At 65.7% G+C, this 24,125-nt stretch carries 19 protein-coding genes and 1 tRNA gene; 12 read left to right on the top strand and 8 right to left on the bottom strand.

Annotation, left to right across the window (positions count from 1 at the left end):
- The first annotated feature begins 215 nt into the window (after window positions 1–215).
- The 5 genes from AB4Y63_RS02615 to AB4Y63_RS02635 all read left to right on the top strand — a co-directional run bounded on the left by AB4Y63_RS02615 (window position 216) and on the right by AB4Y63_RS02635 (window position 9,537).
- Window positions 216–7,097, top strand: a complete 6,882-nt coding sequence (locus tag AB4Y63_RS02615) for a DUF7507 domain-containing protein (protein WP_441789481.1) — start codon at window positions 216–218, stop codon at window positions 7,095–7,097.
- A 180-nt stretch (window positions 7,098–7,277) separates the two neighbouring features.
- Entirely contained in the window at window positions 7,278–7,607 is a 330-nt protein-coding gene (locus tag AB4Y63_RS02620; RefSeq protein ID WP_441789482.1) for a DUF1801 domain-containing protein, read from the top strand.
- Window positions 7,608–7,658: 51 nt separating this feature from the next.
- Window positions 7,659–8,207 (top strand): cysteine hydrolase family protein, encoded by a 549-nt coding sequence (locus tag AB4Y63_RS02625; protein ID WP_441789483.1) that lies wholly within the window; start codon window positions 7,659–7,661, stop codon window positions 8,205–8,207.
- An 82-nt stretch (window positions 8,208–8,289) separates the two neighbouring features.
- Entirely contained in the window at window positions 8,290–8,919 is a 630-nt protein-coding gene (locus AB4Y63_RS02630; RefSeq protein WP_441789484.1) for a TetR/AcrR family transcriptional regulator C-terminal ligand-binding domain-containing protein, read from the top strand.
- A 222-nt stretch (window positions 8,920–9,141) separates the two neighbouring features.
- Window positions 9,142–9,537: a RidA family protein gene (locus tag AB4Y63_RS02635; protein WP_441789485.1), complete on the top strand. Its 396-nt coding sequence runs from the start codon at window positions 9,142–9,144 to the stop codon at window positions 9,535–9,537.
- Window positions 9,538–9,776: 239 nt separating this feature from the next.
- Here AB4Y63_RS02635 and AB4Y63_RS02640 read toward each other — a convergent pair whose 3' ends face one another.
- Window positions 9,777–11,360, bottom strand: a complete 1,584-nt coding sequence (locus AB4Y63_RS02640; RefSeq protein WP_441789486.1) for a carboxylesterase/lipase family protein — start codon at window positions 11,358–11,360, stop codon at window positions 9,777–9,779.
- 153 nt (window positions 11,361–11,513) lie between these two features.
- Window positions 11,514–12,278: a flavodoxin family protein gene (locus tag AB4Y63_RS02645; RefSeq protein ID WP_441789487.1), complete on the bottom strand. Its 765-nt coding sequence runs from the start codon at window positions 12,276–12,278 to the stop codon at window positions 11,514–11,516.
- Between the two features lie 119 nt (window positions 12,279–12,397).
- Here AB4Y63_RS02645 and AB4Y63_RS02650 point away from each other — a divergent pair, with 119 nt between their 5' ends.
- The 6 genes from AB4Y63_RS02650 to AB4Y63_RS02675 all read left to right on the top strand — a co-directional run bounded on the left by AB4Y63_RS02650 (window position 12,398) and on the right by AB4Y63_RS02675 (window position 18,785).
- Window positions 12,398–13,948 carry an MFS transporter gene (locus AB4Y63_RS02650; protein ID WP_441789488.1) on the top strand — a complete coding sequence of 517 codons (1,551 nt, stop codon included), beginning with the start codon at window positions 12,398–12,400 and terminating at the stop codon, window positions 13,946–13,948.
- A complete protein-coding gene (locus tag AB4Y63_RS02655; protein WP_441789489.1) occupies window positions 13,858–14,193 on the top strand; it encodes an MmcQ/YjbR family DNA-binding protein in 336 nt (111 codons plus the stop codon). Before AB4Y63_RS02650 ends, AB4Y63_RS02655 begins: the two co-directional genes overlap by 91 nt.
- Window positions 14,194–14,245: 52 nt before the next feature.
- A tRNA-Arg gene (locus AB4Y63_RS02660) sits at window positions 14,246–14,318 on the top strand.
- A 274-nt stretch (window positions 14,319–14,592) separates the two neighbouring features.
- Entirely contained in the window at window positions 14,593–16,275 is a 1,683-nt protein-coding gene (locus AB4Y63_RS02665; RefSeq protein WP_441789490.1) for an MFS transporter, read from the top strand.
- A gap of 153 nt (window positions 16,276–16,428) precedes the next feature.
- Window positions 16,429–17,079, top strand: coding sequence for a GNAT family N-acetyltransferase (locus AB4Y63_RS02670; protein WP_441789491.1), 651 nt, complete (start codon window positions 16,429–16,431; stop codon window positions 17,077–17,079).
- 50 nt (window positions 17,080–17,129) lie between these two features.
- Entirely contained in the window at window positions 17,130–18,785 is a 1,656-nt protein-coding gene (locus AB4Y63_RS02675; protein WP_441789492.1) for an MFS transporter, read from the top strand.
- A gap of 38 nt (window positions 18,786–18,823) precedes the next feature.
- Here the strand turns inward: AB4Y63_RS02675 and AB4Y63_RS02680 are convergent, their stop codons facing one another.
- Window positions 18,824–18,994 carry a hypothetical protein gene (locus AB4Y63_RS02680; RefSeq protein ID WP_441789493.1) on the bottom strand — a complete coding sequence of 57 codons (171 nt, stop codon included), beginning with the start codon at window positions 18,992–18,994 and terminating at the stop codon, window positions 18,824–18,826.
- Between the two features lie 82 nt (window positions 18,995–19,076).
- On the opposite strand from AB4Y63_RS02680, the gene AB4Y63_RS02685 reads away from it, so the two are divergent.
- Window positions 19,077–19,733 carry a histidine phosphatase family protein gene (locus AB4Y63_RS02685; protein ID WP_441789494.1) on the top strand — a complete coding sequence of 219 codons (657 nt, stop codon included), beginning with the start codon at window positions 19,077–19,079 and terminating at the stop codon, window positions 19,731–19,733.
- A gap of 140 nt (window positions 19,734–19,873) precedes the next feature.
- Here AB4Y63_RS02685 and AB4Y63_RS02690 read toward each other — a convergent pair whose 3' ends face one another.
- The 5 genes from AB4Y63_RS02690 to AB4Y63_RS02710 form a co-directional block, all read right to left on the bottom strand.
- Window positions 19,874–20,662: a YidC/Oxa1 family membrane protein insertase gene (locus AB4Y63_RS02690; RefSeq protein WP_441789495.1), complete on the bottom strand. Its 789-nt coding sequence runs from the start codon at window positions 20,660–20,662 to the stop codon at window positions 19,874–19,876.
- A gap of 125 nt (window positions 20,663–20,787) precedes the next feature.
- Window positions 20,788–21,084, bottom strand: a complete 297-nt coding sequence (locus AB4Y63_RS02695) for a DUF6412 domain-containing protein (protein WP_441789496.1) — start codon at window positions 21,082–21,084, stop codon at window positions 20,788–20,790.
- Window positions 21,085–21,250: 166 nt separating this feature from the next.
- Window positions 21,251–22,318, bottom strand: coding sequence for an ABC transporter ATP-binding protein (locus AB4Y63_RS02700; RefSeq protein WP_441789497.1), 1,068 nt, complete (start codon window positions 22,316–22,318; stop codon window positions 21,251–21,253).
- Window positions 22,315–23,181 (bottom strand): ABC transporter permease, encoded by an 867-nt coding sequence (locus AB4Y63_RS02705; RefSeq protein ID WP_441789498.1) that lies wholly within the window; start codon window positions 23,179–23,181, stop codon window positions 22,315–22,317. Before AB4Y63_RS02705 ends, AB4Y63_RS02700 begins: the two co-directional genes overlap by 4 nt.
- Window positions 23,178–24,119 (bottom strand): ABC transporter permease, encoded by a 942-nt coding sequence (locus AB4Y63_RS02710; RefSeq protein ID WP_441789499.1) that lies wholly within the window; start codon window positions 24,117–24,119, stop codon window positions 23,178–23,180. Before AB4Y63_RS02710 ends, AB4Y63_RS02705 begins: the two co-directional genes overlap by 4 nt.
- Window positions 24,120–24,125 lie beyond the last annotated feature (6 nt).

The raw sequence follows: 24,125 nt of genomic DNA on the forward strand, positions 1-24,125 counted from the left end.
GTTCCGGCAGAATTCGACGACGAAACGAGTCCAAACCTATCTGTTATCCACCCCCGTTGCAGGGGGATTAGAAAGGGGGTGACCTTTCCGGGTGAAACCCGTCCTCCTGCGCGCTTTTTGGCCGGAGCCAGGAGAATGCGCCCATACTCTGGCGAGTAGTGTGCCCGAACAGCGATCGGCTGCGGGTGCCTCACAAACTGGGGGAAATCTCACACATGGCTGCTCGGCACTCTCGTCACTCTTCGGCCGCCCGTCGACGGGGTCGCACCGGCCTCGCCCTCCTCCTCTCCGTACTCGTCTCCATCGGGGTCGTCGTCCCGGTGACGGTTGCGCAGGCCGCAGGTACCGCCCAGCTCTCGGTGAACATCGAGCCGGTCGATTCGAGCGGCAATCCGCAGACCACCGCCGGGATGGTCGGCAGCGTGAGTTCGGGCCTCGGCTACCGAGTGTCCTACTCCTGCAACATTTCGGACTGCACCGGCGCAACGATCGTGCTGTCAGGGACCCCGTTCGACCCGAACTACAACTTCTACCAGCCGATTTTCTACTCGAACTGGACGGCACCCTTCGTGGGCGCGACGATTTCACCGGCAGCGGGTTCTGGGCCACAGACTGTGGCGTTGGGTGCTGTCGCCGTCGGTGACGGCGGCAGCTTCGTCGTCAACTACGACTGGTCGCCCCGCGGATTCGTCTCGGCGAACACCCCGGCCGCCGCCTCGTTCCTCCCCTCCGGTTTCCAGATCGTGATGACGGCGACGGGCAACGCGACGAGTGCGTTGGCTCCGATTGTCGCCACGGCGGCGCCGGTCGTCTGGACGTCCACGGTTCCGACACCCGCACTCGCGCTTATCAAGCCGACAGCTGCCGGCGGCACAGCACGAACCGGCGATAACTACAGCTACACGATTCGCATGGCCAGCAACTGTCTCACCGTGCAGGAAAGCGCTCCCAAGGGCGATGCACGATTCACCTGTGCCAAGGGTTTCACCGTCACCGACCGCCTTCCGGCGGGGGCGGAATTCGTCAGTGCGAGCCCGGATGGAGCCTACGATTCGGCAACGCACAGTGTCATCTGGACGCAAACGCCGAAAAGCGGCGCCGTTCCCGCCATCGGTTGGCACCGTTCCGGCTCGTCGTCACTCTGGATCGACCGCACGGTCACGGTCAAATACTCGGCTGCCGCATTCTCGCCAAGCGGCACAGATGCCGATCATTGCGACTTCACGGCATCGGTGACAAATACCGTCGACCTGTCGATGACCTACCTCGGCACGACCCCGGGCGATAACAGCAACGTGAAAACAGCCTCGGCGCCGGTAACCCACGACGTCACTTGCGTCCGACCGTTCGCGAAGGGATCATTCGACACGAAACAGTCGACCTTCACCGGCCCGACCAGGTTTGACGGCAACACGGTGTCGCCGGTCGTCGTTCAGCCCGATGCCGCGCCGAGCAAGCATTCCTGGCTCCTCTCGGTGAGCAACCAGTCGAACGTTCCGGGAATCGCCATCATTTCCGATGATCACCTCGACGTGCAGGGTACCAAGGTCACCATCATTTCAGCACTCGCCGCAAACCAAACGGCTCAGGCCGGCGCGAGCATTGACTGGACGCTGAATGATGGCGTGCAGGGGACCACCAACGGGCCGGTCGCGACCGCCCCGACAGGAAAATGGTTTGTAGCGACGGTGGTGCGGTCCGCCCCCCTGGCCGGGCCGAATCTCCTCGCTTCCCAGACCGGGAAGACCTTGTTTCATGCCCGGTTCGATTACACCGTGTTGGGGAACGCACCTGTCGGCGAACGTCGCGCGAACACGGCGTCCGCACGGATGCAGTATCCGAACACGGCGCTGGCTGATTTGGACCTCGGCTCGGTGAGTCACACGCTCGAGTTCGAAGCGCCGTTCGGACGCGGGAAGTCGAGCAAAGACTCCACCCAGACTCGTGTCGTCGGCGGAGTGGACCACATCACGGTTCCGGCGACAAATTCGGTGAATCATGCGTGGAACATCGACGCCTACAACACCGGCAACGTGCCCGGCGTAGCTGTTATTACCGACTCCGGCCTCGGCTCGGGTCCGGCGAAGGTGACCTCGGTCAACCATTGGGTGAGCAGCGGCAACTCGGCGGTCGGTGCGAGCCTGCGCTACACGCTCAACACGGGAGCGACGGGAACCACGACGATCCCGTTCACTGCACCGGCGGGCACCTGGATCACTGCGGTCTCGGCGACGTCGCCGGTGCTTCAGCCGATCGTCGCGCTCCAGAGCCAGGCCAACGCAACGTCGGCGTACCAGCTGCTCCTCAACTTCGCCGTCCCGTCAACCACGCCAGTCGGTGTCAACTGGACCAACACCGCATCCGTCGCGATGACCTACCCGAACATGGGCGTCGCCGACGTCGACCTGGGGAACCCAGCGCACACCATTCGTTTTGAAGCGGCAGCTGCCGCCCTCCCCGCGATCACCGCACAATTCGTCGGCGCCCCCGTCGTCGAGGGCGGCGGTTCGGCGGTTCCCGGCCGCAACGTGACCTACACCGTGCGAGCGGTCAGCTCCGACATTCCTGCCGGTGAAACCTTCTCACCGCAGTACGTCTTTCTTGCTCCGCAGGACTGGACCGCCGTTGACGGTTCAGCCGCCTTCGCGCCCGGAAGCGTTCCGGACGGCGCCAGTTTCAGCTATCGCACGGTTTCGGTCGATGGCGTCAACCGATCCGTCGTCGTCGTGACCTGGCCGGCGGGCGTGACCTTCGGGGCAAACGCGACGTGGCCGAGCATGACCGTCGAGGCTCAACCCGGATTCGCTGCTGCAGCCGGGACGACCGGGATTGCTGCCGCCTGGATGGGTGAGGCCAGCAAGAACTGGACCATCGCAGATGCGAAATTCGCGTCTCCGGTTGCCGACGCCCCCGACATCGACGGTGATGGAAATACCACTGAGGGATTCTCCCGAGCGAATGCGGCGGGAATCAAGGTCGGTTCAGCGAGCCAGATCTCGGTGATCAAGGAGATCTGTCAGCCCGACGCGGCGGCAGCAGACGGCTGCAACTGGGTGTCGAAGCCGGACGTCCTCGTGAGCGTCGACACCGCCGCGACCGACATCGACTACCGCATCCGCCTGGTGAACACCGGAAACACCTCGCTCAGCAACCTGGTCGCCTACGACGTGTTGCCTCACATCGGCGACACCGGGACCAGCGGCGACACCGCCTCGGTACCCCGCGGGAGCACGTTCAACGAAACGCTGAGCAGCGTGCGCAAGCTCAACGGGGTCACGCTGAGCTATTCCACGTCGACGAACCCCTGCCGTGCCGAGGTCTACCCTGGCCAGCCGGCAGGATGCAGCTCGAGCTGGACCGCGTCCGTTGCCGGGGCCACGGCCATCAAGATCAGCGCACCGGCGAGCATCGCCCCGGGCGCCAGCGTCTCCTTCGAGTACCGCGCGGCGATTGTCGGGGGTGCAGCGGCCGACGCCGTTGCCTGCAACTCGGTTGCCGTCAAGGCAACCCAGATCGGTACCCCGATCGAACCGCGCGCGGTCTGCGCGACGGCGCAGGAAGCCGACCTCGAACTCACCGTTCCCGATCGTCTGCCCCTCCAGGTGGACCGCCCGGGCGTCGTGCCGTTCACCGTTGTGAATCATGGTGGGTCGCAGAGCGTCCCGGCGACGGTGAAGGTCTCCATTCCCGTCAACGTACGCGTGACCGATCTCACCCCCAGCGGGTGGAATTGTGTCGCGTCGACGACCCTGCCGAACGGCTCAATCGTCGGCCCCGTCACCCTGACCTGCTCGTCGGTCGCACCGGACGGAACGAGACGGGCCCTTCAACTGGAGACGCCGGAGACGATCGCCATCCCGGTCGTGCCGCTTGTTGCACAAGGACTGTGTGTTCCGGCCGTCGTGTCGGCGCTGATTACCGACCCGGTTCCGGCCAATAACGAGGCCTCCGGATGCTTCAGCGTCAAGGAAGGAACGCCGGGTATCACCCTGACGAAAACTGACGGGCTGACGGCGGTCGGTCCCGGCCAGGAGTTCACCTACACCCTGACCGTGCAGAACATGCTCGTCGGTGAGGCGCTCTCGGGCGCCACGCTTGCCGACACGCTCCCCTCGGGGGTGAGTTTCGTGAGCGCCAGCAACGGCGGAACCCAGTCCGGCAACACCGTGACCTGGCAACTCGGCGCACTCGGTGCCGCCGGCGTCGCGAGCGGCGATGGTGACGGCGTGACGGGTGGCGCCGGCAGTGGCGCGACGGTCACCGTGACCGTGAAATCGAGCCTGACGGGAACCGCCGACATCACGAACTCGGCGACCGTGACGGCACCGGATCCGCACGCACCGCTCGGGCTTCTCAGCGCGACGGCCACCGACACGGATGGTGTGCGGGCTCAATCGGTCACGAAGACCTCGAACGCTCCAGCCATCGGCGTGACCATCGGCGACACCGTCACCTATACGGTCACCACGAAGAACACGGGATCGACGGATTACACGACGACTGATCCCGCCCGAATCGTCGACGACCTCTCCAGCGTTCTGAGCGAGGCCGCCTTTGTGCCCGGATCCGCGAAAGTGAAGATCGGAGGCGCAGCTGCCGTCGCGCTCAGCGATCCGTCAGCGGGAATCCTGGCCTGGTCCGGGGCATTGGCCGTGGACACCACCGCCACCGTGACCTACCAGGTGACGATCACCTCGGGTGTGACCCCACTCGTCAACACGGCGTACACGACGACTCCGTCCTCCTGCGTCAACGGGGCGGATGTGAGCGGGCTTGCTTGCGCAGCCCTGACGATCCCGTTCGCGCCCGTGCTGTCGATCGTGAAGACCGCGCAGTTGAATGATTCGAACACCAATGGAACCGCCGATGTCGGAGAATCGATCTCCTACTCGTTCGTCGTGACGAACAGCGGTGGAACTGACGCCAAGGATGTCAGGGTGGTCGACCCGAAGGTCGCCAACCTCACCCCGGCCAGCGTCATGATCCCGGCCGGTGCCTCGCAGACGTTCACGGCCGATGCCTATCTGGTCACGCTCGCCGACGTGAACACGGGAGGCGCCGTGTCGAACACCGCGAAGGCAGCCGGCAAGACGCTCGCTGGTGATCCGATTCCTGACTCCGCTCCGTCGACGGCATCCGTACCGATCACGACCGCCGCACCGTCGCTGACCATTCAGAAGTCGGGAGAACTGGACGACACCAACGGCAACGGCGCGGTCGATGTCGACGAGAAGATCACCTACCACTTCGTCGTCACGAACACCGGAAACGTGACGCTGCACGGTCTGAGCATCACCGACGCCAGGGTCACGAATCTGCGCCCGACGAACGTGGAACTCGCCCCGGGCGAGCAGAAGGTGTTCACCGCCGATGACTATGTCGGAACCCAGCTCGATGTCGACAACGGAGGCACCGTCACCAACACGGCGACGATCGCCGGGCTTGACCCGAACGACAACCCGGTCATCGGTGTGCCGTCGACGACCACGACTCCGTTGGTCGATCCTCTCCCGGCGCTATCGATTGTGAAGACAGCGTCACTTGGCGACACCAACGGCAACGGCCTGGCGGATGTCGGCGAGAAGATCTCCTACGGATTCGTCGTCACCAACACGGGCAACGTCTCCCAACGGTCGGTATCGATCGATGACGCCAAGATCACCGGCATCCGCCCGGCGACGGCGACCCTGGTTCCCGGAGAATGGAAGACTTTCACGTCCGATGACTACACGGTCACCCAGGCCGACATCGATGCCGGGGCAGATGTTGTGAACACGGCAACGGCGACCGGAACCGACCCGCAGGGTCAGCCCACCGTCAGTGTCCCGTCCGCAACGGCGACCCCGGTCGTCGCTGCAGTCACAGCCTTGTCCCTGGTGAAGACGGCAAAACTGGGCGACACGAACGGGAACGGCACCGCCGATGCGGGGGAGCGGGTCTCCTACAGCTTCGTCGTGACCAACACCGGAAACGTGACGCTGAGCGGGGCAACCGTCATCGACCCGAAGGTGGTGAACATCAGCCCCGCGCCGGTGACACTGGCCCCCGGTGAATCACAGACCTTCACCGCTGATTCCTACGCTGTCGCCCAGAGCGACCTCGATTCCGGTGCTGACCTTGTCAACACGGCGACAGCATCCGGGGTCGACCCGTCCGGCGGCACCCTGTCGAGCGATCCCTCGACGGCGACCACTCCGGTCAGCCCGGCCCGACCGGGACTCTCGATCGTGAAGTCAGGCCTGCTCACCGACCCGAACGGCGACGGAAAGGTTGACGTGGGCGAGACCATCGCCTACTCGTTCATCGTGGAGAACACCGGCAACGTGACGGTGCACGGGATCGGCGTGATCGACGTGAAGGTCACGGGCCTCACGCCGAGCGATGTGACGCTGGCACCGGGGGAGCAGCAGCTCTTCACCGCCGATAGCTATGTCGGCACGCAGGCCGACGTCGACAACGGCGGAAAGGTGACGAACACGGCCACGGTTGACGGGATGGATCCGCGCAACGTGGCACTGCCGCCGACCGCCCCGTCAACCGTCACCCTGCCGCTTGCCGATCCGAAACCCGCGGTGTCCATCGTGAAAACCGGCACCCTGAACGACACGAATGGCAATGGCCTGGCCGATGCCGGCGAGACGATCGGCTACTCCTTCGTCGTGACGAACACCGGGAACGTGACGGTGACCGATACCGTCGTGAACGACAAGAAGGTGACCGGCATCGCGCCGGAATCGGCTGCCAGATTGCTGCCGGGCGAGAAGGCCGCGTTCACGGCAGAGGACTACATCGTGACTGCAAACGATGTGGCGAATGGAAAGGTAACCAACACCGCCACCGCCTCGGCAACAAGTCCTGACCAGACGCAGGTCTCGGCGAAGTCGACCGTCGTGACGCGCACGGGGGCTCAGCCCATCGACCCGGTTAAGCCCGTCGACCCCGGTGCACAGCCGGGCCCTGCGAACCCGGGGGGTCTTGGCACATTGAGCGAGACAGGCGCCGAAGTCCTTCCGATCGCGCTGATCGGGCTGCTGCTCGCGGCGCTGGGAATTCTGGCCCTGGTCGTGCGTCGTCGCCGGTCCATGTCCACTCGGTGACAGAGGGAGGCCCACGCTCTGCAGGTTGAGGGGGGAACGCTGCGCGACTGGCACCTGATCAGTCGCGCAGCGCGGCGTGTTTGCGGCATCCATGCGCTACGCTGACTCTCGTTTCTGGCACCACCTCTCCGAACCGATCCGCATTGTTTGAGCCGCACCGCAGCGACTGGAAGGACCACCATGCCGACCCTCGACGAGTTCATTGCCGACCTTGATGCTCCGCATCGCGAGACGGCCGAGAAGCTCCGCGCGCTCATCGACACTGCAGCCCCGGGTGCCACGGGGCAGGTCTGGCACGGGCATCCGGTCTGGTTGTCTGGTAAAGACCCGGTCGCTGGATTCAAGCCGTATCCGCGCTACGTCACCTTCATGATCTGGAACGCTGCGCCGATCGACGACAGCTCCGGCGTGCTGGTTCCCGGCCCCCGGATGTCGACGGTCAAGTACGAATCAGCCGATCAGGTTGACCCGGCCCAGGTCGCCGGCTGGCTCGCCCAGGCGACGGCCTAGCGGCTTTCTCCCCAACCCTCCGGCGCCACCTCATCCGAACGGAAACTCACAATGACGCGAGCTCTGGTCATCATCGACATTCAGCAGGACTACTTTCCGGGCGGTGCCAACCCGCTGGTCGATCCGGAGGCGGCGGCAGAGGCGGCGGCCACGCTGCTCGGGCATTTTCGCGCCGCCGGGGAGCCGGTTGTCCACATCCAGCACATCTGGGATGCACCCGACGCGACCTTTATGCGACCCGGCACCCCCGGCTTCGAGATCCACCCCCTGGTCGCGCCGCTGCCGGGCGAGCCTCTCGTTCAGAAAGAGGCGCCCAACGCGTTCCTCGGCACAGATCTCGAGAAGCAGCTGCGGGATGCCGGCTGGGACGACCTCGTGATCGTCGGCATGATGAGCAGCATGTGTGTCGACGCCACTGTCCGCGCCGCCGCTGACCTCGGTTTCAGTGTCACGGTCGCCCACGACGCCTGCGCGGCCCCCAACCTCGAATTCGAGGGAACCGCGCTTCCCGGCGAACTCGTACATGCCTCGTTCATGGCGGCATTGGCCGACGGCTACGCCCGGGTCGTTGGCAGCAGCGAACTCATCGAGCGCGGCTGACCTTGTCAACTGTGCGCGAGAGGCGACACTCGCCGAAACATTCGCATGGGGACCCATAAGGGGGGCGCTATTATTGCCACCAATGTCGACTCCACCCCTTGCGCCGAACGCCACTTCTCGCCGCGGCCGCCCGATCGACGTCGCTCTCGGTGAGCGTGTGTTCCGAGCCGTACTTGAGCAGCTGAGTGCAGTCGGATATCCGCGTCTCGAGATCGAGACGATTGCCGCGGAGGCCGGCTGCTCGAAGACCACGGTCTACCGGCGGTGGGGGACAAAACCGCATTTGGTGGCCGTCGCGATCGCCTCCGAATATCCGGGGTCTGTCAACATCGACAACGGAAACCTGCTCGACGATCTGGTCGAACATGTGCGCGTCGGCCCCTCATTTTTGAAATTCGGACGGCTCGCCCCGGTCGCCTGGACGGCGATGCTTGAGCCTGAGGTTGCGGAGTTCTTGCGCGAAGAAGTGCTGAACGGGCGTGACGCGGCAGCTGATCTGCTTTTTGCGCGCGCGATCGAACGCGGTGAGTTGCCGGCCGACACCGACACGCGCACCATTCTGCACACGGCGCTCGGCCTCGGTCTCTACGAACGCTATTTGGCCGGCTCGGCGCTCAGCGAGAGCACGCTGCGGCAGGTTCTCGCGGCCTTGATCGCCGCTCCGCCGCGCCTGCCCGATCCTCCCGCCGCGCCCGCTGCCGACGCCACGTAGATCACCCACCCGGCCCGGGTTGCCAAAATTAGGAGCGGAGGTGTGTCGGCCACGACGCATCCGCGGAGCACTCAGCCCGCGATCGCCGCGACACGCCTCCACTCCTGACTTTGGGCAGCCGCTCCCGGTGCACTTTGGGCAGCCGCTCGCGGTGCTCGGCGCCGGGAGCATCCCACATCCGTCAGAATTGACGCACTCGACCGACCATTTGCAAGGAGCACCGTGACCTCGTCTACCCGTCAGAACATTTCATCTGGATCCGCCTACGAGCCACTCCTCGGCTACTCGCGCGCCGTGCGCGTGGGCAACCAGGTCTTCGTCTCCGGAACGACGGCCGGCTCTCCCGACGGCCCGGTCGGCGGGGCGGATGCCGCAGCGCAGGCCCGCGAGGTCTTCGCACGGATCGAGACGGCACTCTCCGCCGCCGGCGCGACGTTCGCCGATGTGGTGCGCACCCGTGTCTACCTGACCGACATCGCCGACTTCGACGCCGTCGGCGCCGTGCACGGCGAGATCTTCGGTGAGATCCGCCCATCGATCGTCATCCTTGCGGTGGCCGCGCTCGCCGCCGACGATCTGCTGGTCGAGATCGAACTCGACGCGATCCTCGGCGCCTAGCGGGTCCGGTGCTGCCGGCCATTTCGTTGGTTGAGGAGCAGCCGACGTGTTTCGAGACGCGGCCTCCTGCGTCGGCTGCTCCTCAACAACCGACGGCCGCGTCTCGAAACCACGCGAGCCGATCCTTGAACGTTGGTTGCGTTTGAACGTCGGTTCGCCGGGTCTCGAGACGTGTGCTCGCAAGCTCGCTCACTCCTCGACCAACGAGATGGTGATGTTCGTTCAACCACTCCGACGGCCTAGATATCGGGCAGGAACGCCTTCCAGGCCCGCCGCCGCTCTCCGCGCGGATCCGACTCCACCCGGTCGACGGCGTCGATGATCAGGGTCAGCCGGGCGTCCTCGGTGTAGACCGGCCAACTCGCATCGACGATGCCCGTGCACGCGAAGCGCAGCCAATACCGCCGCATCCGTGCCCCGGCCTGCAGAAACGGCTCGCGCCCGCCGAGCACCGTCATGGTGCGCGAGGCCGCCGAGGCCGCCCGGTCGAACAGTGCGAACATTTCAATTCCGTGGGTGGCGTCGAATCCGAGCAGCCGCATCAGGCGCGGGGCGACGTCGAACCGATAGGCATGCACCGGCGCGAAGCGTGAGTGGTAGTCGCAGACGGTGACGCTCGGAAACCAGAACGCCGAATCTCCGGCGAAGTCCGCCGACGTCCGAGGGGCGGGCAGCCCGGGGTACGCGTCGCGGAGCGCCGGGCGCGACGTGGGAGGACCCTGCTGAAGTAGTGGGCGGATGCGCTCCGGCTTGCTCGGAAGAATCTCGACACGACCGCGAAATGCCGACCCCTCACGCGCGTTGGTGCCGATGATCAGCGGCACCCGGTGTGCCCGGCCGGCCCGAAAGGCGGCGAGTGGGCGCTCGGGTAGAAAGACCCCATCCACAACGGGGGCAAGACAAAACGTGCCGGGGTAGTCATCGGGAACCCGCATTTGCAGGGCGAGCGACGCGGCCAGCAGATCCTCGACATTCGCCGCCAGCAACAGCTCGCCGTCAGAGAGCTCGGTGCTCGACGTGGTGGCCGGTGCGCTGGCCGCCAGCCGGCCGGCAATCAGCCGGCCCGGAAACGTGGTCGGGACCGGCGCCGGCGCTGCGATCTTCGCCCGCAACAGGGTGAGAAATTCCGCCGCCCAGGAGTCGGTCAGTTCGCGTGAGTAGACAGCATTCGACGGGGGGCTCTGCGCGATGGCGCGTGCGAACAGGCCGGCGGCGGCCGGGGTCGCCATCAGCGTCGTGACGGCGTTTCCGCCCGCCGACTCACCGAAGATCGTCACATTGTTCGGGTCTCCGCCGAACGCACGGATGTTGTCACGTACCCACTGCAACGCGGCAACCTGGTCGCGGAGGCCAAGGTTGCTCTCAATGGGGTGTTCCGGGGTCGAGTAGCGGTCGAAGTGCAGATAGCCGAGCGGGCCGAGCCGGTAGTTGAAACTGACATAGACGACCCGCCCGCTTGAAACGAAACTGACGCCCTGGCCCGAGAAATCCTGGGACGAGCCGGTGCTGTAGCCGCCGCCGTGAATGTTGACCATCACCGGCAACCCGAGGCGTTTGCGCCGACCGGTGACCACAGCCGACAACACGTTGATGGTCAGGCAGTCCTCCCCGGAAGGCACCCTGGGGTCGGCACCCTTGAACTGGCCGCGGTGCAACTGGGCTGCGACGTTGCCGTAGCGGGAGGCGTTGCGAACTCCCTCCCACGGAATCGCCGGCTGGGGGGCGCGAAAGCGCAGCGGGCCGACCGGAGGCGCCGCATAGGGAATTCCGCGCCAGGCGAGCACTCCGCCCTCGCGCACGCCGTGCACGATTCCTTCGCGCACCCGTACATCGAGTGGATGTTTTGCCGAGGGGCCGGCGGATGTCGTCGGCGGTGTCGGAAGCTCGTGCGTGAGCACTGTTGAGGGCGCTGTCGAAGGCGCAGGCGAATGCGTGGTCGGGGGTGCAGTCGGGTCGAGTGTCACGGTGTGCCTGCGCTACCGGTACTCCGGGTTCGGTTCGAAGCCGAAGCGCTCGCCGGTGTCCCACTCCCGCCGGAGGTTTCCGTAGGCAGGAACGCCCCCGTTGGTCTTCAGGAGCGAGGCCAGGTGCATGAGGTTCCAGGTCATGAAAGTGGTGTTGCGGTTGGTGAAGTCGCTCTCGGGGCCGCCGGAACCGGGGTCGAGGTAGCTCGGTCCAGGTCCGATCGCACCGATCCAGCCGGCGTCGGCGGCGGGCGGAATCGTGTAGCCGATGTGCTGCAGGCTGTAGAGCAGATTCGAGGCGCAGTGCTTGACCCCGTCTTCGTTGCCGGTGATGATCGCCCCGCCGACCTTGCCGTAGTAGATGTACTGACCGGCGTCGTTGAACATGCCCGACATCGCGTACAGGCGCTCGACAATTCGTTTGGTCACCGAGCTGTTGTCGCCGAGCCAGATCGGTCCGGCCAGCACCAGGATGTCGGCTGCTTGCACCGTTTCGAACAGTGTCGGCCACTCATCCGTCGCCCAACCGTGTTCGGTCATATCCGGGTAGACGCCGGTCGCGATGTCGTGATCGATGGCACGGATCACGTCGACCTGCACGCCCTGAGTTCGCATCAGGGCGGCACTCAGATTGATGATGCCCTGGGTGTTGCTGATCTCGGGAGTGCGTTTGAGCGTGCAATTGATGAAGACGGCGCGCAGTCCCGAATAGTCGAAATTGCCCGGGTCGAAGCTGTGCGGGTTGAATTCGTTCGGGGTGGGGCCGGCGGTGCTCATGACGCAAGCTAAGCACCGGCGCCGAACACTGGCTAGAGGCTTGATCGACCGGGCATTTCTGGGGAAGGCTCCCCTCGGTGGCTCTTCTGCTCAGTCGGGCGGGAGAGTTAACTAGGCGGGTGACTCCTCTCCAGCGTCGGATACTGACCGTCGCCATCCTCGCCTCGTTTGTTGCCTTCCTCGACGCATCGATCATCAACGTCGCCCTGCCGGCGATCGAAGATGAATTGGGCGGCGGCCTGCCGTTGCAGCAGTGGGTGGTCGACGGCTATTTGCTCAGCTTGAGTGCGCTCATCCTGATCGCGGGTTCGCTCTCCGACACCTTCGGGCGGGTGCGGGTGATGCGAGCCGGACTGATCTGGTTCGGCATCATGTCGCTGGCCTGTGCGCTGGCGCCGACGGGCGTGGTGCTCGTGATCGCCCGCATCCTGCAGGGAGTAGCGGCGGCGCTGCTTGTGCCGAGTTCGCTCGCCCTGATCACGTCGAACTTCACCGGGGTCGCCCGCGGCAAGGCGATCGGGGCTTGGACGGCCCTGACCGGCATCGCGGGAATCGCCGGGCCACTGCTCGGCGGCGTGCTCGTCGACACCCTCAGTTGGCGTTGGATTTTCGCGATCAACGTCCTGCCGATCGCTGTGACCCTGATCCTCCTGGCCAAAATCACTGATCCAGTGCGCACGACGCCGGCCCCACCGATCGACGTGTTGGGCGCGTGTCTGGCGGTGGTCGGACTGGGCGGCCCGGTCTACGCGTTGATCGAGCAGGGCCGGTACGGCTGGGACAGCCCGCAGGTGTATCTGCCCCTGGTGATCGGGCTGATTTCGTTCGCGGCGTTCCTCTGGTGGGAGGCCCGCGCGGCGCATCCGATGATGCCGCTCGGGCTCTTTCGGGTGCGCAACTTCTGGGTGGGAAACCTGGCGACCGTCGGCATCTATGCGGCGCTCAGCCTCGGCCCGTTCGTGCTCGTGCTCTACCTGCAGGAGGTCGGCGGATACTCCGCCACCGCTGCGGGGCTCGCGAGTATTCCGGCCACCATCATGATGCTGATCTTCGCCACAGTGTTCGGGTCGTTGGCCGCCAAACATGGCCCGCGCCTGTTCATGACCATCGGGCCGTTCGTCGCCGGCGCTGGGTTTCTCCTCCTGACCACCGCCGTGCCGCCGATCGATTTCTGGCTGCAGGTCGTGCCCGGAAATGTGTTGCTCGGGATGGGGCTGGCCATCACCGTCGCTCCGCTGACCGCCGCCGTGCTGAGCGCGATCAGTTCGAGCCAGGCCGGCATCGGATCGGCCATCAACAACGCCGTCGCGCGTGTCGCCGGTTTGATTGCCATCGCCATGACCGGAACCATCATCGGCGAGACGCTCGACGTCGCCGGTTTCCAACGGGCGATGGGTGTCGTCGCCCTTCTCATGTTTGCCGGCGGCGTCGTGTCGTGGCCGGCATCCGCACACCGCGCGCCAAGACGGATGCCGCGGCGCCCGACGCGCTCACGCCACCCGTCGATCCGGTGTCGAGTTAGTATCCCGACATGGAGCATCCCGAGGTCTTCGAACCCGGCGACCCGATCGTGCAGCGGGTGCGCGAGATCTGTCTGCGTTTTCCGGAGGCCGTCGAACTGCCGTCCTGGGGTCGCCCCTCCTTCCGGGTCGGAAAGATTTTCGCTGTGATCGGCACGAGCCCGGAGCGGTGGCACTCCCTCGTTTTCAAGTCTGATCCGGAGGAGCGACGCGCCCTGATCGAAGATGCACGATTTTTCATCCCGCCCTATGCCGGAGCCAGTGGATGGCTCGCAATCGGCATAGATCCGCCGAAAACGGACTGGGTTGAGCTCGCCGAATTGGTCGAAACGTCGTATCGACAGGTCGCTCTGAAGCGTCAGGTGGCCCTCATTGGCACGAGGCCCTTCAGATAACTGGTATAGTTTTCGAGTTGCCTCCGAGCGTTCCGAACGGAGAAGCAATACTGCGCCCGTAGCTCAACGGATAGAGCATCTGACTACGGATCAGAAGGTTGGGGGTTCGAATCCCTCCGGGCGCACAGTAGAAAAGCCTCGTCATGACGAGGCTTTTCTGTTTTAACCACGAGCTTGTGGCCTGTTCATTGTCCAGGGGCCTGGGCCGACGCGTGGTGTCCAGACGCGCGAAAACATCAGGTTGATGGCTGCGCAGCGCCAATCGTGATGTTTTGGTGTCAAGCTCGCAATCTGTGATGTTGTGGTGTCGAGGATCGACCACACTCCCGCCTCAAACTTTCGGGCGATGTAGTCTCCACCGCCGTCGGCCAGACTCTCCCTGATAGAGAGGCGGCCCTGATGAGCACTGGCACAATCGATGTGCAGGAATCCGCACGACCAACCCGCGGCGACTGGCTCGGTCTGGCAGCGCTGTCCACGGCGCTCGGAATGATTGTTCTCGACGGCACGATCGTCAGTGTCGCGCTGCCGGCCATCATCCGTGACCTGAAGCTCAGCTTGACCGACGCGCAGTGGGTCAACAGTCTGTATGCGGTCGTGCTCGCTGCGCTGCTGCTCTCCGCGGGGCACCTGGCCGATCGCTGGGGGCGGCGACGGATGCTGCTGGCCGGCCTAGTCATCTTCATCGGTGGAAGCATCTTCGCGGCGATGGCGGTGACTGCCGCACCGCTCATCGCGGCGCGCGTCGTGCAGGCGGTCGGTGCTGCGCTGATCCTGCCTGGAACTCTGTCGAGCGTGAACGCGACGTTCCGTGGAAAGTATCGGGCCGCCGCGTTTGGCGTGTGGGGCGCGGTGATCTCGGGGGCGGCAGCGATCGGGCCGCTCGCCGGCGGCGCACTCACGCAGTACGCATCGTGGCAATGGATCTTTCTCGTCAACGTGCCGCTCGGCATCACCGTCGTCGTCGCAACACTCCTGTGGGTGCGAGAGACGAAAGGCGGCGACCACCGACCGGGTGCCGACGTCGACGGTGCGCTGCTCAGCGGAATCGGTTTCGGCGCGCTCGTCTTTGCCGTCATCGAAGGGCCGGATCTCGGCTGGTGGGTGCCGAAGAAAGACTTTGAGCTCTTCGGACTGACCTGGCCGGAGAGCGCGCCGATCTCCATCATTCCGGTGCTACTGCTGATCTCAATCGTGGCGTTGACGCTTTTCATCCTGTGGGAGCGGCACCGGGGGCGCAACGGCCRTTCGGCGCTCCTCGACCTCAGGCTCTTCCGTCTGCCGACGTTCTCCTGGGGCAATCTGACCGCTGCGACGGTAGCAGTGGGAGAGTTCGCGATCATCTTCGCGCTGCCGCTCTACCTGGTCAATGTGCTTGGGCTCGATGTAATGAGCGCCGGCCTGATCTTGGCGGCGATGGCGATCGGTGCGTTCGTTTCCGGCGCATCCGCTCGGCACCTTGCCGCGCGACTTGGTGCGCCGGGCGTTGTGCTCCTCGGGTTGTCCGTCGAGCTGGCCGGCGCGATCGTGCTGGTCTTGTTCGTCTCATCGACGAGCTCGGGATGGGTACTCGCGGCGATTCTCGCGCTGTACGGCCTCGGGCTGGGGCTGGCATCGGCGCAACTGACCAGTACGGTGTTGCGGGATGTCCCGCGAGAACAATCGGGTCAGGGGTCGGCGACGCAGAGCACGGTACGACAGGTGGGAACCGCGCTGGGAACCGCCTTTTCGGGCGCCGCCCTCTCCATCGCGCTGGCGGTGACGCTGCCGAACGCGCTCGCTCGAAACGGCCTGAGTGGCGAGGCCGTCGACCGCCTCGCATCGGAGACACGGCAGAGCGCGGGGTCGATGATCGAGATTCTGCGTCAGCAGGGTTCCGCAAGCCCGTTCGGCGCCGACACCGGTCGGGCGGTGCAGGCGTTGGCCGAGGGTTTCAGCGATGGCACCCGGGCCGCCATGCTCGTTGCGGTCGTGTTCCTGGCGCTCGGTCTGCTCGGCGCCTGGCGGGTCTGGGCAGTGGCGCGGGCCGGAACGCCGGTCCCCGTCGCGGTGCCGGCGCAAGCGGTAGGCGCTCGCGGCTGACGGTGCTTACGTGCRCAAAACCGTCGTGCGAGCTGCAACCCGGTCGGGATGCGCATACGGTACGTTTCTTCATCGTGAGGTAGAAGTCGGTGCTGGCGGCACTGCACTTCCCAACGGCCTTTCACAAACTGCGACGAAGGAGTTCCAGTGCGCGTGACCGCTCTCACCCCCTCCCGCTTCCACGAGGCAGCGACGGTGCTCGCGGCGGCTTTTGCGGGCGATTCGATCGTGGCGCAGATGATCCCGCTCGATGCGCGCAATCGCGCTGCGCGAATCGCTGGATTTTTTCGGTGGAGCCTCCGGTACACGGGCCTCGAGAACGTCGATATCGCGCTTTCAGACGACGACGGGTCAGTGCTCGGGGTCGCGATCTGGGAACCGCCGATGCACCGGGCGCATCCGGTCAGGGCCTCCATCGAACTGCCGCAGGTGTGGCTGCGGATGGGGCGGCGGGGATTGCGCGCGGTTCACGGCTACGAGGCAGCGGTGGACCCACATCATCCGACAGCACCGCACTGGCACCTGGTCGATATCGGCATCGATCCCGCTGCGCAGGGCCGCGGCGTCGGAAGCGCGCTATTGGACCACCGCCTGGTGACGATCGACGAACGGGGCGATCTTGCCTCGCTCTCCGCAACATCACCGGGGAGCCGCCGGTTGTATGAGCGCTATGGCTTCGAAGCCGGCCACGAGATTCACGAGGGAATCGCCGCCGGACTGACGGTGATGTCGCGCGTGCCGCGTGGCTCAACTGCGGCCCCAGCCCCCACGACGCAACGCGACAGTCAAACTTTCGGGGGGTGACGCGGGCCTGTGCCCGAGGCCAGACTTGGTTGAGACAGAGGGGCAACCACATGACGAGCGCCGAGACCGAATCGGACGAAACAGCACCACCCACCCGGCGCGCATGGCTCGGCCTCGCCGCACTGTCCACCGCACTCGGCATGATCGTGCTCGATGGCACAATCGTCGGTGTCGCGCTGCCGACAATCATCCGTGACCTCAACCTCGACCTCACCGATGCACAGTGGGTCAACAGCATCTACGCGGTGGTTCTGGCCGCCTTGCTGCTCTCGTCCGGCCGCCTCTCCGATCGCCTGGGGCGGCGACGGATGCTGCTGCTCGGCCTCGCCATCTTCCTGGTTGGAAGCATTCTGGCGGCACTCTCGGTGGCAGCCGCACCGCTGATCTGGGCGCGCGTCGTGCAAGCAGTCGGGGCCGCGCTGATCATGCCGGCAACCCTGTCCACCGTGAACGCCACCTTCCGCGGACGGTATCGGGCCGCGGCGTTCGGCGTGTGGGGCGCCGTGATCTCGGGGGCGGCCGCGGTCGGCCCACTCGCCGGTGGCGCGCTGACTCAATACGCATCGTGGCAGTGGATCTTCCTCGTCAACATCCCGATCGGCATCGTCGTCATCGTCGCGACGCTGATGTGGGTCGAGGAAACGCGCGGCGGCGACAATCGACCAGGGCTCGACGTCGACGGAGCACTGCTCAGCGGCCTCGGATTCGGCGCGTTGGTCTTCGGCATCATCGAGGGGCCGAACCTGGGCTGGTGGACGCCCACGATGGACTTCACCGTCTTCGGCGTGACCTGGCCGCAGAGCGCGCCGATCTCCATCGTGCCGGTCTCGCTGCTGCTCGGTATCGTCTTGCTGACCCTCTTCATCCTGTGGGAGCGCCACCGGGGTCGGAACGGCCGCTCGGCCATCCTCGACCTGACCCTGTTCCGCCTGCCGACCTTCTCCTGGGGCAACCTGACCGCCGGCACGGTGGCCGTCGGTGAGTTCGCGATCATCTTCGTGCTGCCGCTCTATCTGATGAACGTGCTCGGCCTCGACGTGATGGCTGCCGGCCTCATCCTGGCGGCGATGGCCATCGGCGCCTTCCTCTCCGGCGCATCCGCTCGCCACCTCGCGGCACGCTTCGGCGCGCCGGGCGTCGTGCTGCTCGGGCTCTTCCTCGAGATGGCCGGAATCATCATCCTGGTGTTCGTCATCTCGGCCTCGAGTTCGCCGTGGCTGCTCGCGGCGATCCTCGTGATTTACGGCCTCGGGCTGGGCCTCGCGTCGGCGCAACTGACCAGTACGGTGCTGCGGGATGTCCCGCCGAAGCAGTCGGGCCAGGGGTCGGCCACGCAGAGCACGGTGCGCCAGCTCGGAAGCGCCCTCGGCACCGCCTTTTCGGGGGCAGCACTCTCTGTTGCGTTGGCCGTGACGCTGCCGAATGCGCTTGCACAGAGCGGCTTGACCGGGGCGGCGGCCGACAAGGTCGCCGCGGAGACCCGGCAGAGTGCAGGCACCACGATCGAGATTCTGCGTCAGCAGGGTTCGGCAAGCCCGTTCGGCGCTGACACCGACCACGTCGTGCAGGCGCTCGCCGACGGATTCAGCGATGGGACCCGGGCCGCGATGCTCGTCGCCGTGGTGTTCCTGGCGCTCGGGCTCCTCGGCGCCTGGCGGGTCTGGGCCGTTGCCCGCGAGACCGCGCCGGCCAACGCCGAGAACTGACACGGTCTCGGAGCTCGGAGCCGGTGCTCCTCGGGTTCTTAGGTCTTGCCGCGCTCGGCATCCGCCGGTCGGTCGGCTTGGGAGCTGCGCGCGAACGTGCGCAAGGCCGACAGAACTGCCGACCTGATCACGAGCCAGGAAACCCAGAAGCCGAGGGCTGCCACGATGAGCCAAAACAGGGCAATGAGCAGAATCGATGGGCTGGACATGGCCGCAGCCTAGTCTCACCCAGGGTTCACCTCGGTGTGCCACGGTGGAACACATACAACGAGAATGGCGAAGGAAAACATCATGCGGTTGCTTCTGATCCGACACGGGCAGACCCCCTCGAACGTTCTCGGCGCGCTCGACACGCTGGTGCCGGGCCCCGGGCTCACCGAACTGGGGCTCGAACAAGCCGCCGCGATCCCGGCCGCCCTCGCCGACGAGAGCATCGGGGCGCTGTTTGCGTCGGTGCAGACCCGGGCGCAACTCACCGCGGCGCCGCTCGCGGCATCCCTCGGACTGCCGGTGCAGGTGCGGGAGGGGCTGCGCGAGATCGCCGCCGGCGACCTCGAGATGGCAACGGATGCCGCCTCAATTCGGATCTATCACGAGGTCGCGTTCGGCTGGGCCGCCGGCGATCTCGAACGCCGCATGCCGGGCGGGGACACCGGCGTCGAAACGTTCGGACGATTCGACCGAGTGATCGACGAGGCGGCGGCGAGCGGGCACGGCACGGTCGCCTGTGTCGCGCACGGGCAGATCATCCGGGCGTGGACGGCGGGCCAGGCACTCAATCTGGATGCCGACACCGCCTCCCGGCACGTGCTGCACAACACCGGAGTGGTCACCCTCGAGGGCTCGCCGGCCGACGGCTGGACCGTGCTCTCCTGGACCGGCACCGCCCTCGGCGGACCGCGCCTCGACGAGGGGATGGCGACCGGCCCCGGCGGGTTGCCCGACTGAGCAGGCGGCATCCACTCGCACTGATCTCCCACGCTGTTCCCATTCGACGGAGATTCACTCGATTCGGCACGGATTCGGGCCAAAATGAGCGGTTTTCGGAAGAATCTCCGTCGAATGGGGGAGAGCTGCACGGGTGCAGGTCAGCTGGGCAGCGGCACCGGATGGGCTTCGCCACCCGCACCCACGATCCGGCGCAGGATCAGGCGCTCGCCGAGACTCCAGCTCACCGTGACGAGCAGGTAGAGGCCGGCCGCCAGCGGCACGAACGCGGCAATCACCGCGGTCATGAACGGGAGAAAACCCAGGATGCGGGTGAGCCCGGACAGGTCCGGCATCCCGGGCGTCGCCGGTGCGGCAGCGGGAGTTGCAATTGGCTGGGGGAGTAGCCTGCGGGACACCTGAGCGACGCAGGCGATCAGCGCGATCAAAGCGGCGAACACCGCGAAGGCGGGCCAGGTCAGGGATCCCGTCGAGATCAGATGAGCGAAGTTCGAGCCGAGCGGAATGCCGAACAACGTGTCGCTCAGCAGGCTGTTCGGATGCCCGTTGATCGTGGGCAGAATGAACAACGCGTAGATCGTCGACACGACCGGAATCTGCAGAAGCAGTGGCAGGCATCCGGCCAACGGCGACGCCTTCTCGTCGGCGTATAGCTTCATCGTGGCGCGTTGTAGCGCCTCCCGGTCTTTTCGATGCCGACGCTGCAGCTCGGCCAGGTGCGGGGCGAGGCGGGTGCGCTGCTGGGCGGCACGCGCCTGAGACAAGCCGACGGGAATCAGAATTGCGCGAACGAGAAGCGTGATGAGCACGATCGTCAGTGCCGAACTGGAGGCGCCGAGCAACGGGTGAAGCGCGGCCGCGAGGCCGGTGATGAGCGAGTAGGCGGCGTCGAGAACTGTCGCGACGGGCCCGAAGGTATAGAGGTTCATTGAAGTGTCCTTCTGGGGTCATACGGAATGGGAACCGGATGGCCGCGCAGAATCACAGCGCGTACGAAACGCACCCCAAGCGGGCGCCGCATGGGCGTCGAGAGAGCGAAGCGAAGTGAGCTGGGTTACGCGACCGAGGGGTCGCATCCCGGGGCTCGAGGGCGCGGTCGGCCCGCCGCGTTCGGGTCGCTCTGCGAGAAGAGGCGCGACCGGTCGACGGTTTGCAAGTAGCCGCGCACGATGACGGATGACGCCCGGTCGCCGAGCGACACGGCCAGAAGCACGACACAGAGCGCGATTGCGGCGGCGGTCACGCCGACGGCACCGACGACGGCAAGAGCAGTGATCGGGCCGTACCCGGCCCAGACCAGCCCAAGGCTTGCGACGAAATAGCGCAGGAGGAGTGCGATGAAATCGAGCATGATCCTCCTTCGTCGTATCGTCGGGCTGGTGGCGCACTCTGAGTTGTAGCACCGACGCTACCAGGGCACGATCTGAGTGTCTCTCTACCGAGTTTGAGCGTTGCGGTCGAGTTTGACCGGCGGAACAGGGATTCTCGACCGGAACGGTCAAGCTCGACGAGGGAACCTATGCAGGCCCGACCGCGACCGGCGTGCCGTGCAGCGTGAGGTACACGACCGCGCCCGGCTCGGGATTCTCGCGCACCCCGTGCTGCACATTGATCAGCGTGTCGTCGGTCAGGCGCACCCGGGTGCGACGCAGCGAACCCAGAAAACTTGACGACACCACCGTCGCGGCGATCCCCGCCGCGGCCAGGTTGATGTCTTCCGGACGCAACAGCACCAGCACCGGCCCGTTCGCGGTTTCAGGATGCAGAAGCGGCAGCCGCTGGCCAAGCACCTCGACGCCGCCAGCGGAGACGATGCCCGGAATCCGGTTGCTCAACCCGATGAACTCGGCCACGAACGGCGTTGTCGGGCTGCGATACAGTTCCTCTGGCGTGCCGATCTGCTCGATGTTTCCGGCCTGCATCACGGCGACGCGGTCGGCGACGGCAAGTGCTTCCTCCTGGTCATGCGTCACGAACAACGTGGTGATGCCGAGTTCGGTCTGGATCCGGCGGATCTCCTCCCGCAGTTGCACCCGCACCTTCGCGTCGAGTGCCGACAGAGGCTCATCGAGCAGAAGAACGCGCGGTTCGGTCACCAGCGCGCGGGCAAGCGCCACGCGTTGCTGCTGCCCGCCGCTGAGCTCATGCGCATACCGATTGAGGTGGCTGTCGAGGCCGACCATCGACAGTGCTGCGGCCGCGCGGGCGCGCCGGTCTGACGCGTTCACCTTGCGCATCCGCAACCCGAATTCAACGTTCTCGCCCGCTGTCATATGCGGAAACAGCGAGTAGGACTGAAAGACCATTCCCATGTCGCGCTTGTTCGTCGGCTGCTCGGTCACGTCTTCGCCGTTGATCAGGATGGTGCCGGAATCGATGGTCTCCAGACCCGCGAGGGCGCGCAACGCCGTGGTCTTGCCGCATCCGCTCGGCCCGAGCAGCGCCACGAACTCGCCGGGTTTCACCGACAGCGACAGGTCGTTCAGCGCGTGCTGACCGCCGTACGTTTTCGTGATGCGGGAGAGTTCGACGGCGACGCCCTGCACTGAACTCAGCAGCGAGGTGCTCGGTGGTAGTGACGTCACGATGGGGTCTCCTTCTTGGCGCGCTCAGAGCGCTTGGTGTGCTTCGACCCGCTCGTCGAACCGGTCACGGCGCCGAAGCGGCCGATGATCAGCAACAGCAGGAAGACAAACAAGAGCGCCAGCAGCGCAATGATGACCGCGACGTACGGGTCGCTCTGCGACATCAGCAGAATCGCGGTCTGCAGGTTCTGTCGGCTGAGCAGCGACGCGATGGTGAACTCGCCGAGCACTACGGCCACCGAGATGAACGAGGCAGCCAGGATGCCGCGGCGCAGGTTGGGGATCAGCACCCGCCAGAAAACGCTTCCCCAGCCGGCACCCAGCGACCGGGCGGCTTCACTGAGGGTGTTCACGTCGATGGCGCCCAGGTTCGACTGGATCGTGCGGTAGGCATACGGCAGCACCGTGATGCCGTAGGCGAATGACAGTGTCCAGACCGAACTGCCAAAGATCGACGCCACGACCGAATACACCGGTGCGAGCCCGACGACGAGAACAATCGCCGGAACCGTGATCGGGATGATGCAGATGAACTCGAGCACCCGGCGCAGCGCCGGAAACTTCAGCTGCACCAACACCATGGTCGGCAGCAGAACGAGCAAAACGATGGCGACAGTGACAACGGCCAATATGAGCGAATTGACCAGGCCGACGTAGAGCACCTGGTACTGCGCGGCATTGGCGGGGTCGAACAGGCCCGTCCAATGGCTGAGGGTGTAGCCACCGGCCAGGCCTTTGCGCAGGGTGAACTCGATCATCGAGAGAATCGGGATCGCGAAGATCGCCCCGATGATGCCGAGGATCAGACGCCGCACCAGGGGGCTTGGCGCGATTCCGACCCGCTGCGCTGGGCGGCGGCTCACTTCTGCCACCTCGTCGTACGCGCCTGCAGGAAGGAGTACGCGGTCATCACGACGACCATGACGATGATCATGCCGAGCGCAAGTGCGCCGGCCATGTTCTCGCGCCCGAGAATCGTCTCGCTCACGAGGGCCGCTCGAATTTGCAACGGCACGATCTGCGAGCCCTGACTGATCAGCGCGGCGGCGGTGGCATAGGCCGAGAAAGCGTTGGCGAAGAGCAGCAGCAGGCTGCCGAAGAAGGCCGGGGCGAGGATCGGGGCGGCGATGCGCAGCCAGTAGGTGAGCCGGCTGCCGCCGAGCGTGGCGTTGGCCTCCGCCCACTGCGGTTTCAGCCCGTCCAGTGCGGGAAGGAAGGTGATCACCATGAGTGGTACCTGAAAGTAGATGTACGGCAGGATCAGCCCGGGAACCGTGTACAGCCAGACTCCGTCGGCGTAGATGCTGAAGTGGAACGTCGACTCCAGCCACACCGTGACCAGGCCCTGTACTCCGATGGTCGCGATGAACGCGAAGGCGAGCATGACGCCACCGAACTGGGCGAGAACGCTCGACGCCGACTCGATCATCAGCCGCAGCCGCCCGTCGGCACGGGTGCCGAGCAGGGCGTAGCAAATGAGCGCACCGACAATCGCTCCGACGACCGCCGTCAGCGCCGACACCCAGAACGAGGCGAAAAAGGTGTTCAGGATGACTGGATCGAACAGCGCGGCGATGTTTCCGAACGTGAAGTTGCCGTCGTTGTCGAAGAGCGCGGTTCCGAGGGCGATGATCGTCGGCACGGCGAGAAAGATCAGCACGTAGAAGGCGAACGGGGTCAGCCCGAGAATGGAGAGGCCGCGCTTCGCACGGCGGATGGGCGCGGGCCCGGTGAGATCGTGACGCCGGGGCGGGGCCCCGGCGTCACTACTCTCGCTGGCTGGCGCAGCAGCGACAGTCATGGTCTG

The sequence above is a fragment of the Leifsonia sp. YAF41 genome (assembly GCF_052113185.1).
In the GTDB taxonomy this organism is placed as follows: Bacteria; Actinomycetota; Actinomycetes; order Actinomycetales; family Microbacteriaceae; genus Cryobacterium.